The sequence below is a fragment of the Paraglaciecola aestuariivivens genome (assembly GCF_052983255.1).
Genome location: NZ_JBRKBA010000004.1, coordinates 231412 through 244925, shown reverse-complemented (window position 1 = coordinate 244925; position 13514 = coordinate 231412). Strand labels below are relative to the sequence as shown.

The window sequence follows — 13514 nt, the reverse complement described above, 5'->3', positions numbered from 1 at the left end:
AGTGGTTAATTTGCACTTGCTGCCAACAATTTTTCATCTTGCTGTTTTTGCGCAAACCAATAGTGCATAAAGTCATGGGTAATGGCTTGTTCTATTTCAATTGCCCGCTCGGTTGGGCAAAAGATAGTGACTTCGACTTGTGTATCCCCAAGATCAGAAGTTGACACTTTGACTATTGGCTCTGGGCCGGTAATGGCCACATCTAAACGTCTCTCAATCATTTGATTGTAGCGCACTGCCACTTCGTGAAAGTCTCGACAATATTCTGTCGCCTTAGCCATCACTTGATCAAGAATGGCGTAAGGATTAACACTTTGGTCACGGGTAATAACAAAATGGTGGGTGGCATAACGTTTTAAAAAGTTAAGGTTTTTAATTGGGCTGGTAATTAACTTGTTGTTAGGCACAAATAAAGTTTTGCCTGTGTACTCGTAAGTAGACAAATCAACCTCTAACAAAGTGCTCTTTATCCAATCTGTGGCCGAGACTTCGCCAACAAAGTCCCCTACCTCAATCCAATCACCGATGCGAAAAGGGCGCGTAGAAACTAAATAGAAAAACCCAATAACACATTGAATAAACTCGCGGGTGGCCAACACAATAGCAACAGAAAAAGCCGCAATAGAAAATGCAAAACGTTGAATTTCATCGGCCCATAAACTTAATATCAAAACAATTAACACAAAGTTTAAAAAGTTTTTGGCGTTGTTAACTAAATCGCGCTTATCGTCACCTTTACTTTTGGCACGCTTACGGATCAACTTTACCAACATGTATTTGGCTATTAATGCCAAAAAGGTAATGGTGAAAGTTAATACGATCTTATTTTCAAAGGTACTAATCAGAAATTCCATGCAGTAACAAAACCCAACAACCACGACTAAAAGGCGAATTATACACAACTTCAGTCAGGGCATTTAATGGAATTTGCCTTAAGATAAATAACCCTTTACCAAAAGCCATTGCTAGACGTAATATGCAAAACATAAGTGAAGACCTATGCAGGGCCAATGATATACCAGTCTTAGGCTTGTTTGGCAGTCAACACAAAATTAGCACAAGTTTAAAAAATAAAACTTAAGCATTAATTATCACCATTTACACCAGCTTTCACTACGAGGTCTAAGCTAAATGCAAGAATTAGAAATTGGCAGCGTTAAAATAAAAGCAGGCGAAACCAAACGCATAGAGTTACCTATGCCGCCTTTGTACACAGACACCAGAATGTCTATGCCTGTGCATGTTCAGCGTGGTAAAAAAGATGGCCCAATAATGTTTGTAAGTGGGGCTGTGCATGGCGATGAATTAAATGGTATTGAAATTGTCAATCGCTTATTAAAAAACAAATCCATTAAAACCTTGCGTGGCACCTTAATAGCCGTGCCAATAGTAAATGGCTATGGCGTGTTAAATCAAAGCCGCTACTTACCAGACAGACGCGACCTTAATCGCAGTTTCCCAGGAAGCAAAAAAGGCTCGATTGCCGGCAGACTAGCCCACTTATTCTTAAACGAAATTGTGGCTAAATGTGATGTAGGCATTGATTTACATACTGGGGCAATACACCGTAGTAATTTACCTCAGGTTCGAGCCAACTTAGATGATGCCGAGACCTTAGCTATGGCACAAGCCTTTGGTTTGCCTGTGCTATTAAATGCCGATATTCGACCTGGTACCTTAAGGCAAGCAGCGGGTGATGCTGGTGTAAAAGTGTTATTATACGAGGCAGGTGAAGCCCTTAGGTATGACGAGTTTTCTATTCGCGCTGGCGTAAAAGGCATAATCAATGTAATGCGCGAAATTGGCATGTTAAGAAAACGCGAGCGTAAAGGCCATACCATTAAAAAGTTTATTGCCCGCCAAAGTGGCTGGGTACGAGCCACAGAAAGTGGTTTTGTGCGCCATGTGGCACAACTGGGGGATCATGTTAGCAAAGGCAGCGTACTGGCCGTCATAGCTGATCCTTATGGCACAGAGCTAAGCCAAGTCACTTGCCCAGAAGAAGGCGTAGTAATAGGTAAACAAAATATTCCGTTAACCCAAGAAGGTGAAGCTATGTATCATATTGCCTATTTTAGAAAACCTGATTCTGTAGCCGAGCATTTAGAATTATTACAAGACAATTTAGTGTTGGATGATCCAACCATTATTGACTAAAAGGACAAAGAGTAAATGAACGAAAAACATTTAGTGGGTGCGCTTGAATTATGTGATCTCCCGCAACTTACCCTAAATGGATTAGAGGCTCGCGTAGATACAGGCGCCACCACTTCTTCGTTACATGTAGATAATATTGTTGAATTTAAAAAAAATGACGAAACCTGGGTAAAATTTGATATTCATCCAGATGTGCATGATGTGAATCAAGTCGTGCAAAGAGAAGCAAAAGTAAAAAGTCAGCGCAAAGTGAAAAGCTCTAATGCCACTAAGCAAAGACGCCCAGTAATTGAAACCGATATTTTAATTGCCGATATGCAATGGAATATTGAACTGACGCTTACAGATAGATCAGAAATGAAATACTTGATGTTGCTTGGGCGAGAAGCCATGTCGGGGCGCCTAATTGTCGACCCCGAACATGAATTTTTGCTGACTAAATAAGCTGCTAAATTAAGCTTTGCTTATTCGCCAGCAATGGTTGATTAAGCAGAGCCTTTTAACTTAGCCACTGTTTCTACCAATTCTTTACCTAGATTTTTAAGGCCTTTCTCGACTTTTTCATCGGTCATGTTGCCATCTGCGTCAAATTTATTCATAGCTGCACCTATGGCTTTTTGATTTGGTAATACCATAGTGCCTAAGTTTTCCATCAACATACGCAATACCACTAATACCCGCATGCCACCTAAGGCACCAGGCGAAGCAGCCATTATGCCTGCTACCTTGCCTTTAAAGGCCGCTAAAATAGCTTCGTCACCGGTCTTTCTTGATGCCCAATCAATGGCATTTTTAAATAGCGCACTGTAAGCACTGTTGTACTCGGGTGATGCAATTAAAAACCCATCGTGACTGATCAATAGTTCTTTAAATTTCTGGGCTCCGGGGTGCATGCCTTTTTCTGCTTCTAAATCTTCTGTAAAGATAGGCATATCAAAATCTTCTAAGTTAACAATAGTGACTTGGGCACCCGCTTCTTGCGCGCCTTGTGCCGCTACTGCCAATACTTTTTTATTAACCGAATCTTTTCTTCCACTGCCAGCAAAGGCTAAAATCTTTATCATCACTTACCTCTATTGTTCTTGTTGTTTTACATTTTTTCCATGGTTTCGATTCCCAATAAGTCCATAGCAGACTGCAGGGTTTTGGCCGTTAATTGAGCTAGCATTAATCGGCTATTTTGGGTAGCTTGGTCAATCCCTTCTTTTAAGATTGGACAAGCTTCGTAAAAGCTCATAAACAAACTGGCCAACTCATAAATATATGTACATAACACATGGGGCGTAGCTTCATTTGAAACTTGTTTAATTGCCTCAACATATTGCAATAACTTAACTGCTAATAATTGCTCTTGTGATTCGTTTAATTGCATGTCTGCTTGCATATCAATTGCGCTAGGATCGGCTTTTCTGAAAATACTTTGCACACGCGTATAAGCATATTGCAAATAAGGCGCAGTATTGCCTTCAAAACTCAACATGCTGTCCCAATTAAAAATGTAATCTGTTGTACGGTTTTTACTAAGATCCGCATATTTAACCGCACCAATACCGATTTTATTGGCTATCTCTTTACGCGCTTGAGGGTCTAAATCTGACTCGCGTTTGTTTATTAAAACTTGGGCTCTTTGCACAGCTTCATCTAACAACTCGGCGAGTTTTACCGTTCCACCGGTACGGGTTTTAAACGGCTTGCCATCACTTCCTAACATCATGCCAAATGGACAATGTTCATAACTCTGGTTAGCTTGTAAAAAGCCCGCTTTACGCGCCACGATTTCGGTTTGTTTAAAATGCAGTGCTTGACGGGCATCAGTAAAAATAAGGGTTCTATCTGCGCCTAACTTACCGTTACGGTAACGAATAGCGGCTAAGTCAGTGGTGGCATACAAATACCCGCCACCCGACTTTTGCACTATGTATACCGCAGGATTGCCGTCTTTGTCGGCCATTTCTGGCAAAAACGCCACTTGCGCACCTTGATCTTCTACTACTATGCCTTTGGCTTTTAAGTCAGCAACAGTGGCGGCTAAGTCGTGATTGTAAGCGCTTTCACCCATCACATCTGAACGTTTTAAACTTACGTTAAGCTTGCTATAAACATCTTCACTGTGGGCAATGGATACATCGATAAAGTTTTGCCACAGTTGCATACACTGGGCGTCACCACTTTGTAATTTAACCACATAGTCACGGGCTCGATCTGCAAAGCCTTGTTCGTTGTCAAAACGCACTTTGGCTTCGCGGTAAAAGTCTTCAAGATCAGACAGCGCAGTTTCAGCCACTTTATTGGCAGCCAACTGGTCGCTTAAATGGGCCAATAACATGCCAAATTGAGTCCCCCAATCGCCCATATGATTGTGACGGATCACCTTGTGGCCTAAAAACTCTAGAGTTTTGGCTACGGCATCACCAATAATAGTGCTACGTAAATGCCCAACATGCATTTCTTTGGCTAAATTAGGGGCAGAGTAATCTACCACTATAGTTTGCTGAGGCTCTTTTTCTACGCCTAAACGGGGATCTGCATTAGCCTGTTGCAGTTGCTTTGCCAACCAACTGGGCTTTAAGTGGATGTTAATAAAGCCAGGCCCTGCCACTTCTAACTTTTCAGCTTGGTCGGTTAGATCGACAGCATCTACTATCTTTTGCGCTATCTCGCGCGGGTTTTGCTTTAGCACTTTAGACAAGGCCATAGCACCATTAAATTGATAATGACCAAATCCAGGGCGAGTACTACGACTCAATGGTGCGGGCGTATCTGCTGGTGCACCTATGGCAATTAGCGCAGCTTTAAATTTTTCTAATAAAATAGTGTGTAAATTCATCTTTGCTCTTAGCATTTTGTCTAATAATACGACTTAGTGTTCTCTAGTCGTGTGAAATTCAATATCGGGATAACGCTCTTGGGCTAAGCTTAAGTTAACCCGAGTTGGCGCAATATAAGCTAAATTATCGCCCCCATCTAAAGCTAAATTTGCTTGAGCTTTGCGTCTAAAATCATCTAGTTTAGCTGGGTCTTTTGCTGTTACCCATTGCGCTGTATGAACATTGATATGCTCGTACATAGCGTCAACGTTATATTCGCCTTTTAGCCTCGCTACTACTACATCAAACTGCAGCACACCTACCGCACCAACAATTAAATCGTTATTTTGTAGAGGCCTAAATACCTGTACCGCCCCTTCTTCTGACAATTGAATCAGGCCTTTTTGTAACTGCTTTTGTTTAAGCGGATCTTTTAAACGAATACGCTTAAACAATTCAGGGGCAAAATTTGGAATACCGGCAAATCTAAACTTTTCACCTGAGGTAAAGGTATCCCCTATTTGAATTGAGCCATGATTGTGCAGGCCAATAATATCGCCAGCATAGGCTTGCTCGAGTAATTCTCGATCACCTGCCAAAAAGGTTAATGCATCGGAAATCCGCACATCTTTACCAATGCGGGTATGGTGCATTTTCATGCCTTTTTCATACTTGCCCGATACTATGCGGCAAAAAGCAATACGGTCGCGATGTTTAGGATCCATATTGGCTTGTATCTTAAACACAAAACCACTAAAAGTCGGTTCGCTAGATTCGACTTTACGCTCACTGGTTTCACGGCCTTGGGGCACGGGTGCCCACTCAATTAAACCGTCAAGCATATGATCAACCCCAAAGTTACCCATAGCCGTACCAAAAAATACTGGGGTTAACTCACCGGCTAAAAATGCTTGATGATCAAATTCATGAGACGCACCTTGAACCAGCTCTAACATTTCACGCAGTTCTTCGGCATAACTGCCAATGGCTTCATCTAGCTCAGGGTTATCTAAGCCTTTAACAATTCGCACTTCTTGGATAGTGTGACCCATGCCGGTTTTGTACAAGATAGTTTCGTCTCGTAACAAATGGTAAACGCCTTTAAATTCTTTACCCATGCCTATTGGCCAAGTAATTGGGGCACATTTTATATTTAATACGTTTTCTACTTCATCTAACAAATCAATAGGATCGCGCGTATCCCTGTCTAGTTTGTTCATAAAAGTAATGATGGGCGTATCACGTAAACGTGTTACATCCATTAGTTTAATGGTACGTGCTTCTACACCTTTTGCCGCGTCAATTACCATTAAACATGAATCTACTGCGGTAAGGGTACGATAGGTATCTTCAGAGAAGTCTTCGTGTCCTGGGGTGTCGAGTAAATTAACTAAATGGTCGCGATACGGAAATTGCATAACCGAGGTAGTAACCGAAATCCCCCGCTCTTTTTCCATTTCCATCCAATCTGATTTAGCATGTTGTCCAGATTTTTTACCCTTAACAGTTCCAGCTTTTTGCAAGGCATTACCAAACAATAATACTTTTTCGGTTATGGTGGTTTTACCCGCATCTGGGTGAGAGATAATGGCAAAGGTGCGACGTTTATCTACTTCTTGTTGGAATGGCATGCAAAATACTCTTTACTAAATCGGTTTCTCAATAATTTGGCCGCGCATTGTATATGAAATACATAGAAAAGTCGCTGATATCCACGTATTTTGTACGATTATTCATAGGCTTAATTTAGCTAAATTTTAAACTGCGCTTATCTTGTTCAAGGTTAATTAGTTAACTAAAACCCCAAAAGACTCAGAGCAGATAACATAGACTTTTAGCAAAAATTTATTTTAGATAAATATATTTAACCTTTAGCATCAAAAACTTACCTAAACTTGCGTAATTAATTCACCCACGTGTAATCAAATCCACATTTTATTTTGTAGGCTAGTTTAACTCATACACTTAAGTTCTAAATCGAATAAAGCTTAGGTTTGACCTGAGTAACCACACTAAAAAATGAGGAAATATCTTATGTACATTAATGGCTCTGATCTAAGAAAGATGCGTCTTGATGCAGGTTTAACCACAGTAAAAATGGCCCAATTAGCCAATGTAAAAACTCGCAAAACCTACGAAAACTGGGAAAAAAATATTGGTGCACCTAGCATGAATCAATTTATCGCCCTGTGTGAAGGCTGTAATTACAATGCCTCTAAATTTGTGAAGTTGGCGTTAGAGCGCCCTGATACCTCTGAAGAATTAAAAGTCACTGCGGCAAAAAAATAAACTAGTTGGGGGAGTGCCCCCCTAACCTAGGTAAGCACACATAATAAATGCATCTTCTTTGCCTTTGGCAGATGGGTAATAACCTACTCTTTGTTCTACTAAAATAAAGTTATGCTTTTCGTATAAATGAATCGCCGCTTTATTTGACTCACGCACTTCTAACCAAAGTTGTTGGGTATTACGCACTTGGCATTGTTCAAACAAATGGGCCAACAAAGCATTGCCATACCCCTGATTTTGATAAATCTTATTTACCCCAATATCCATCAAAGTAACTTCATCTAATACTTGCATAGCCACGTAATACCCCAAGACTTGCTGTTCAAGCACCATAGCATAAGCAAAATAAGGGGGTTTAAGGCAATCTTCAAAGACTTTTTGTGACCAAGGGGAGTACTGCCCTTGTTTATGCAAAGTAAAACAAGGCTCTATGTACTGTGCCGAGACTGGCAGATAGTCAACTTTTAGCATGGGCTTTTAGATTGAATATTGAATCAAGTTAAACAACCTGTGTTTGTTGAATTAACTTAAACAATTGTTTTTTATGCTGAGCTTGGGAAAGTCTAGAGTAGTCTGGAGTAGTCAACTTATTGCCCTCTAAACTAAGGGTATGACCTTCTACCCAACTTAAAGGGAAGTCTTGATACTCTTGATGTTGCGCTTCGGGCAAAGGTTTATACCCTTTTTCGAGTAGATTAAATGCCAATAAGATATCGGTTAACAACTGACTATTTGCCAGTTCCGAGGACACAGATAACAACACTTGCTCTGAGCGTTTTGTTTGTTGAGTGCTTTGTTTAATACGTTGGATAGCAGCCAAAGCTTGATCTTTTTTAAGCTCAGAAGAGACTGTTTTTGCATCAGTTGTGTTCTTGAGATCTAACTTAGCTTCAACATTAGCGGGACTCGACTGCTTTTCTTGCAATCCCCAAGTGCTTATTCCTAATTCGGTTAAAACCCCTTGTTGATAAGGCGTGAGTTGTGTTTGAGTAGTGTCTGTCATGACCACAGATTAACATTAAATCTACTTTATAAGAAGAAAAATGAAAAGCCCAAGTCTGTATACAAGTAACAACGCCAACGCGGTTCAGTAACTTTGTTGCAACAAGCTAGCATAGCTTCAGCTAGCCCACTAAGTGGGTGAACTACATGGATGTAGTGAATAAATTGTTCCAGACAATTTGTATTTCAGGCGTCCTGCCTACCTCCCCTTACGGGGCCATGCTTTTCATGTTCTAATTTTTTCCAGAAAAATTAGTCGAACCCTGGGGGTTCTCACCCCTCTTACTTTAAGAGATGTATTAATTACTTAGGTAATTTGAAAGCTTTGATCTTGGGGAGTTATGTGGCAGAAGGGATTAACTCAGATGCGTCCTGCATCTGACCGCTTCGCGGCGCTGGCGCGGTTCACTAAGTTTGTTGGAACAAACTAGAATAGCTTCAGCTAGCCCACTATGTGGGTGAACTACATGGATGTAGTGAATAAATTGTTCCAGACAATTTGTATTTCAGGCGTCCTGCCTTCCTCCCCTTACGGGGCCATGCTTTGCATGTTCTAATTTTTTCCAGAAAAATTAGTCGAACCGTGGGGGTTCTCATCCCTCTTACTTTGAGCGATGTATGAATTATTTAGGTAATTTGAAAGCTTTGATCTTGGGGAGTTATGTGGCAGGAGGGATTAACTCAGATGCGTCCTGCATCTGACCGCTTCGCGGCGCTGGCGCGGTTCACTAAGTTTGTTGGAACAAACTAGAATAGCTTCAGCTAGCCCACTATGTGGGTGAACTACATGGATGTAGTGAATAAATTGTTCCAGACAATTTGTATTTCAGGCGTCCTGCCTTTCTCCCCTTACGGGGCCATGCTTTGCATGTTCTAATTTTTTCCAGAAAAATTAGTCGAACCGTGGGTGTTCTCATCCCTCTTACTTTGAGCGATGAATGAATTATTTAGGTAATTTGAAAGCTTTGATCTTGGGGAGTTATGTGGCAGGGGTGGAGGGATTCGAACCCCCAACCGTCGGTTTTGGAGACCGCCGTTCTACCAATTGGAACTACACCCCTGCAGAGGAACGGAATTATACTGACCGATATCAAAAGGTAAAGTGATTTTAGCTATCAACTGCCGATATTATTCACAAGCGCGCAGATAATAATCAAATCGAGCAAAACTCGGCTTATTTTGTCGAATTAACCACCAAGGTTGGCAGAGCGATACCACAGGCTATAAGTATAATCGACTAAGGGTTGCATTAGCTTTACTTGAGCCACAACTGTAGTTAAGGGCTGTTCAGTAAAGCGTGCATAGTAGGCACATAAACTGGCTTGATCTGTGGCGTTTAACCCATTGACTTTAATACAAGATGCCAAATCAAAATATGGGCTAGATAAAGAACAGTATTCCCAATCGAATATCTTAGCTGGGAAGGTATGAGATATGTGCGACAAGGCTAAATCATTGTGACAGAACAAACTAAGTTTGTCGCAAGCGCTATACCAAATATCCGCCATTTGTTGTTGTTGAGTTATTTGTGCTTGATTGAGTTTGATACCCAACTGCTGTTGATAAAAAACCCATTGTTGAGGCAAGTCTAATTTAGGCGCATCTAAGGTGATGCCATGAATATTAGCCAAGGTTGAGGCCAAAACTTTGGCAATTTGTTGGTCAGACAAATTAACTTGATCTAAAGTCGACTCTTCAAACCACTCATCAATTTGAAAATGATTAATAACAGACAGGTAAATAGGCTTTACCGACAGTTTTTTGGCAGCTAGTTTTAACTGGATATCGTATAATACTTGCCTGTCGAGTTGAGTCATTTGGTCGGACTCAAAGGTTTTAACAAAGTACTTTTTACCCGCTGTTTCTAAACAGTAGCTACTGTTAATAGTGCCGCCATTAAATTGCGTCAGTTTAAACTTAGGTTCAACAAAAGCCAGGCTTGCCAACTCTTGTTTTAGATTTACAACTAAATTATCCATTACTTGTTTTTAAGCTGTGTTCTTTTTTAGGTTGTACTTTCCACTGCATATAGCCATATACAGCAAAACCAAGATAACATAAAAACAGTATACCAGTGAGAGTCAAAGATTTAGCAAAATAAAGGTACGCAGAGAAGCTATTGATTACCATCCAATACAACCAATTTTCTCTTATCTTATGCGCTACTAATATAGTGGTAAATACGCTAAAAACCGTAATAAAGGCGTCTAGATACAAATAGGATGCATCTAAAAAGCCTTTAGCTAAATGGCTTAACGCCCAGGCCCCTAAGGTTAAAATTAACAGCCAAAATCCATGCTGATACAAGCTTAAGCTACGAACCGTTTTTTCTTTTTGGTCATGTTTTTTCCATTGCATCCAGCCGTAAATAGCCATGAACAAATAATACAAGTTTAAAACAGTGTGAAAAGGCAAAGTCACTTGCCAAAACAACCACATGTAAATGCCAGTGCTTAATAAAGCACAAGGCCAACACCAAATGCTCTGGCGAGCGGCCATCCATACATAGGCTAAAGCAAGCAAAACCGCCAGGCCTTCTAACCATGAAGTAGCAGCTAACTGGGCGTAAAGGCTTTCCATCAAATTTCAGAACTCATTTTATCGCCATTTAAAAATTTACACACAAATATGGCCTGACCGACCTGTTCATGAGTAAGCTGCATTTCTTTAGCCAACAATTGCATAGTCGATAGATATTCCCCCGCAACTATAGTACTAGTGGCTGAGGTTTTTACCTTTATATCTGCATAGCTATTTAACCTATCGATAAAATCTTGAATGGGCGCTATGTATTGTTGTGTTAAGGGGTAGAGTGAAATTTCGGCTACAAGTTGCATATCTGTCCTTTAGATTAAAAAGGCCTGAATGTTATCTGCATTCAGGACGTTAAATGATTAGTAGTGGAAACTAAAGTTAACCCCTACTCTTCTTGGCTCAGCAAATTGCTCATACAAGTGTGTGGTGTATTCATCTCTTGGATCATTGCCAAAATAAAAACCACGATTGGCATAAGTTTTATCAAATAAATTGCGCACATATAAACTTACACGCCAGTTATCTTCTTGATAACCTAAACTACTGTGGGCAATCACAAAACCTTGTGACACTTGGTCGTGACTAAAAGAATAGTAGTATTCGTCTTTAGCATCTAACTCTAGCAACCAGCTTAATTTATTTGAAATTTGCCAATTTACCCCTGCGTTTAACTGATACTCAGGTGCATGGGCTTGTGCTCTTTTATCAATAGTCTCACCGCTTTGGCGTGTAATCCCGTGTATTTCGGTTTTTAAATAACCTAGGTTAGCAAAAAGCTGTGTTGTGTCACTTAATTGGTAATCAAGGCTTACTTCAATACCGTAGTTTTTACCACTGGCAGCATTATTGTAAAAATCCACAAAAGACTGCTCGTTAACTATTGAGTTTTTATATTGCACGTCATTTCGTTTTTGATAGAAGGTAGTAAAGTCAATTTCTAAAGTGCGCGCTTGGTTAGCGCCTTTAATACCAAACTCTATCCCTAATAAAGACTCAGGTTTAAAGCTAGCGTTATCTAACAGTAGCAGCCTAAACTCAACTATATCTTGGTCGTCAATCTTGCCTAATGCTTGGCCATTAACGCCGCCCATTTTATAGCTACGCAGCAAGCTCACATACAACATGCTTTCGTTGCTAACTTGTTGCTGATAACTGACTTCTGCTCCCCAATCGGTATGTTTAAGGTCTTGTGCTATTAGGTTTGAGTCTTGGTAATTTAATCTTTGCGAGGCTAAACGCAGACTAGTTGTTAACCATTGACTGTCTGACATATTGTGTTTGTACTGAGCAAATACCGCGCTGTCTTTACGGCTAACATTGCTGGTAAAGGGGCTAGACAACCAAGTGTATTCACGATTTAAATCTTCGTTATTGTCGGCAAAGTACATACCTAAAACCCAGTTGTTGTTTTGCTCTTTACTGGTTAACTTAGCTTGTAGCGACTTATCATTGCGATCTCGAAAATAATAATCGGTAGACGAATATTCCCAACCAGGCGCAATACCAACATAACTCCAATCTTCATCATAACCATAGGCAAGATCTGCTTGCATAAAGCTGCTGTGTATTTGTAAGTCTGCCCAATCTATTCCTGCATAATTAAAGCTTAAGCCTAAGGCTTCACTTTTTTGCGCATCGGTGCCTGGTTGATCAGACAAAGTGGTTCGGTCACGATTAAGCGAAAAAGCATCGTAGCCATTATCTACGTCAATTAAATGCAGCACAGTTTTAATGCTTAAGTCGTTATTTACTTGCCAGTTTAACTTTCCACGCAAGGTTAGTTCATCTATCCCATTGGTATCTTCTTGGTTTAGATAGGTATTCTTAACAAAGCCATCGCTGGTATTTTGATGAACCGAGACACGGTATTGGGTAGTGTCGGTGAGTGCACCACCTGTTGCCGCACCAAGATGCCAACTCCCATAATTTGCAGCGCCCAATTGGGCATCAAAACTACTTTGTTCAGAGGCCTCATGGCTAACAAAGTTAATCATACCGGCCAATCCATCCGCGCCAAAACGCGCACTGTTTGGGCCTTTAAAGATTTCAACTTGCGCAATATCAAAGGTACTGGCACCGGCTAATAAACCTGAATAATTTATACCATCTACTAGAAAACCCACAGAAGGATTGATTGGGTCGGTAAACTGGCTACGCTCGCCTATGCCTCGGATTTGAATAAAACGTCCTCGACTCGCACCACTGGCAAAATTAACATTAGCCGCGCGGTTTAACAGGTCTTCTAGGTGCTGAGCCTGACGCGCTTGAATTGCTTGTTCATCGATAACGGCAATGCTGGTTGCCATTTTAGACAAAGGCGTAGAACTTAATGCACCGTGAACTATGATATGTTCAAGCTCTTGTTCTTCAGATTCAAGCTTGTCTTGAGCAATGGCCGTAGCCTGCAATGTACTTAAACTAATTAAACTCAACAGTAGTTGGCTTTTCTTTTTCATCTATTAGGATCTCTTCAATTAATTGTGAAAAGATCCGGCTTTACGGCAGGTAAATGGGAAATGTGGTTACCATTCCTACGCCGGCATTATCCGGATCAGGTGTAAGGGTTTTTGCCTTTAGACAAATCTCAGCCGTAATCTCGGCACCCCCTGGTTGCTTTGCTAAATGTTACTCTAAATTCAAAGCGCGTGTAGTCTAGCAGGCAGTTAAATTGTTGCAAGTTGCAAGAGGGTATTTATTTTTAAATATCAATGAATTAAATAAAAT

The 13514-nt window shown here is 40.6% G+C and carries 14 protein-coding genes, 1 tRNA gene and 1 riboswitch; of the genes, 3 read left to right on the top strand and 12 right to left on the bottom strand.

Annotated elements, in window-relative coordinates; translation table 11 throughout:
• Window positions 1–5: 5 nt before the first annotated feature.
• Together ACVCDT_RS08010 and ACVCDT_RS08005 are read right to left on the bottom strand one after the other, a co-directional pair.
• The gene (locus ACVCDT_RS08010; RefSeq protein WP_447132246.1) at window positions 6–854 is read right to left on the bottom strand and encodes a mechanosensitive ion channel family protein; all 849 of its coding nucleotides are present in this window, start codon (window positions 852–854) and stop codon (window positions 6–8) included.
• Window positions 838–987: a hypothetical protein gene (locus ACVCDT_RS08005; RefSeq protein ID WP_447132245.1), complete on the bottom strand. Its 150-nt coding sequence runs from the start codon at window positions 985–987 to the stop codon at window positions 838–840. The genes ACVCDT_RS08010 and ACVCDT_RS08005 overlap by 17 nt, the downstream gene beginning before the upstream one ends.
• Before the next feature lie 144 nt (window positions 988–1131).
• Between ACVCDT_RS08005 and ACVCDT_RS08000 the strand changes: the two genes are divergently transcribed.
• Together ACVCDT_RS08000 and ACVCDT_RS07995 are read left to right on the top strand one after the other, a co-directional pair.
• Complete coding sequence (locus ACVCDT_RS08000) at window positions 1132–2157, top strand: succinylglutamate desuccinylase/aspartoacylase family protein (protein ID WP_447132244.1); 1026 nt, start codon at window positions 1132–1134, stop codon at window positions 2155–2157.
• Between the two features lie 15 nt (window positions 2158–2172).
• Window positions 2173–2601: an ATP-dependent zinc protease family protein gene (locus ACVCDT_RS07995; protein ID WP_447132243.1), complete on the top strand. Its 429-nt coding sequence runs from the start codon at window positions 2173–2175 to the stop codon at window positions 2599–2601.
• A gap of 41 nt (window positions 2602–2642) precedes the next feature.
• Here the strand turns inward: ACVCDT_RS07995 and ACVCDT_RS07990 are convergent, their stop codons facing one another.
• The 3 genes from ACVCDT_RS07990 to prfC are packed head-to-tail and all read right to left on the bottom strand — an operon-like array spanning window position 2643 to window position 6595.
• Window positions 2643–3221: an NADPH-dependent FMN reductase gene (locus ACVCDT_RS07990; protein ID WP_447132242.1), complete on the bottom strand. Its 579-nt coding sequence runs from the start codon at window positions 3219–3221 to the stop codon at window positions 2643–2645.
• A 26-nt stretch (window positions 3222–3247) separates the two neighbouring features.
• Window positions 3248–4984 (bottom strand): arginine--tRNA ligase, encoded by a 1737-nt coding sequence (gene argS / locus ACVCDT_RS07985; RefSeq protein ID WP_447132241.1) that lies wholly within the window; start codon window positions 4982–4984, stop codon window positions 3248–3250.
• 33 nt (window positions 4985–5017) lie between these two features.
• On the bottom strand, window positions 5018–6595 hold the full coding sequence (prfC, locus tag ACVCDT_RS07980; protein WP_447132240.1) for a peptide chain release factor 3: 1578 nt from the start codon (window positions 6593–6595) through the stop codon (window positions 5018–5020).
• Window positions 6596–6998: 403 nt separating this feature from the next.
• Between prfC and ACVCDT_RS07975 the strand changes: the two genes are divergently transcribed.
• The gene (locus tag ACVCDT_RS07975; RefSeq protein ID WP_447132239.1) at window positions 6999–7253 is read left to right on the top strand and encodes a helix-turn-helix transcriptional regulator; all 255 of its coding nucleotides are present in this window, start codon (window positions 6999–7001) and stop codon (window positions 7251–7253) included.
• A 21-nt stretch (window positions 7254–7274) separates the two neighbouring features.
• Here ACVCDT_RS07975 and rimI read toward each other — a convergent pair whose 3' ends face one another.
• The 7 genes from rimI to ACVCDT_RS07940 all read right to left on the bottom strand — a co-directional run bounded on the left by rimI (window position 7275) and on the right by ACVCDT_RS07940 (window position 13246).
• The gene (gene rimI / locus ACVCDT_RS07970; protein WP_447132238.1) at window positions 7275–7724 is read right to left on the bottom strand and encodes a ribosomal protein S18-alanine N-acetyltransferase; all 450 of its coding nucleotides are present in this window, start codon (window positions 7722–7724) and stop codon (window positions 7275–7277) included.
• Window positions 7725–7752: 28 nt separating this feature from the next.
• Window positions 7753–8256 carry a DNA polymerase III subunit psi gene (locus ACVCDT_RS07965; RefSeq protein ID WP_447132237.1) on the bottom strand — a complete coding sequence of 168 codons (504 nt, stop codon included), beginning with the start codon at window positions 8254–8256 and terminating at the stop codon, window positions 7753–7755.
• A gap of 983 nt (window positions 8257–9239) precedes the next feature.
• A tRNA-Trp gene (locus ACVCDT_RS07960) sits at window positions 9240–9316 on the bottom strand.
• A 126-nt stretch (window positions 9317–9442) separates the two neighbouring features.
• Entirely contained in the window at window positions 9443–10234 is a 792-nt protein-coding gene (locus ACVCDT_RS07955; RefSeq protein ID WP_447132236.1) for a phosphotransferase, read from the bottom strand.
• Window positions 10227–10835 (bottom strand): nicotinamide riboside transporter PnuC, encoded by a 609-nt coding sequence (gene pnuC / locus ACVCDT_RS07950; RefSeq protein ID WP_447132235.1) that lies wholly within the window; start codon window positions 10833–10835, stop codon window positions 10227–10229. The genes ACVCDT_RS07955 and pnuC overlap by 8 nt, the downstream gene beginning before the upstream one ends.
• Complete coding sequence (locus ACVCDT_RS07945) at window positions 10835–11092, bottom strand: hypothetical protein (RefSeq protein WP_447132234.1); 258 nt, start codon at window positions 11090–11092, stop codon at window positions 10835–10837. The genes pnuC and ACVCDT_RS07945 overlap by 1 nt, the downstream gene beginning before the upstream one ends.
• Window positions 11093–11149: 57 nt before the next feature.
• Window positions 11150–13246, bottom strand: coding sequence for a TonB-dependent receptor (locus tag ACVCDT_RS07940; protein ID WP_447132233.1), 2097 nt, complete (start codon window positions 13244–13246; stop codon window positions 11150–11152).
• Between the two features lie 55 nt (window positions 13247–13301).
• A riboswitch (TPP riboswitch) is annotated at window positions 13302–13407 on the bottom strand.
• Window positions 13408–13514 lie beyond the last annotated feature (107 nt).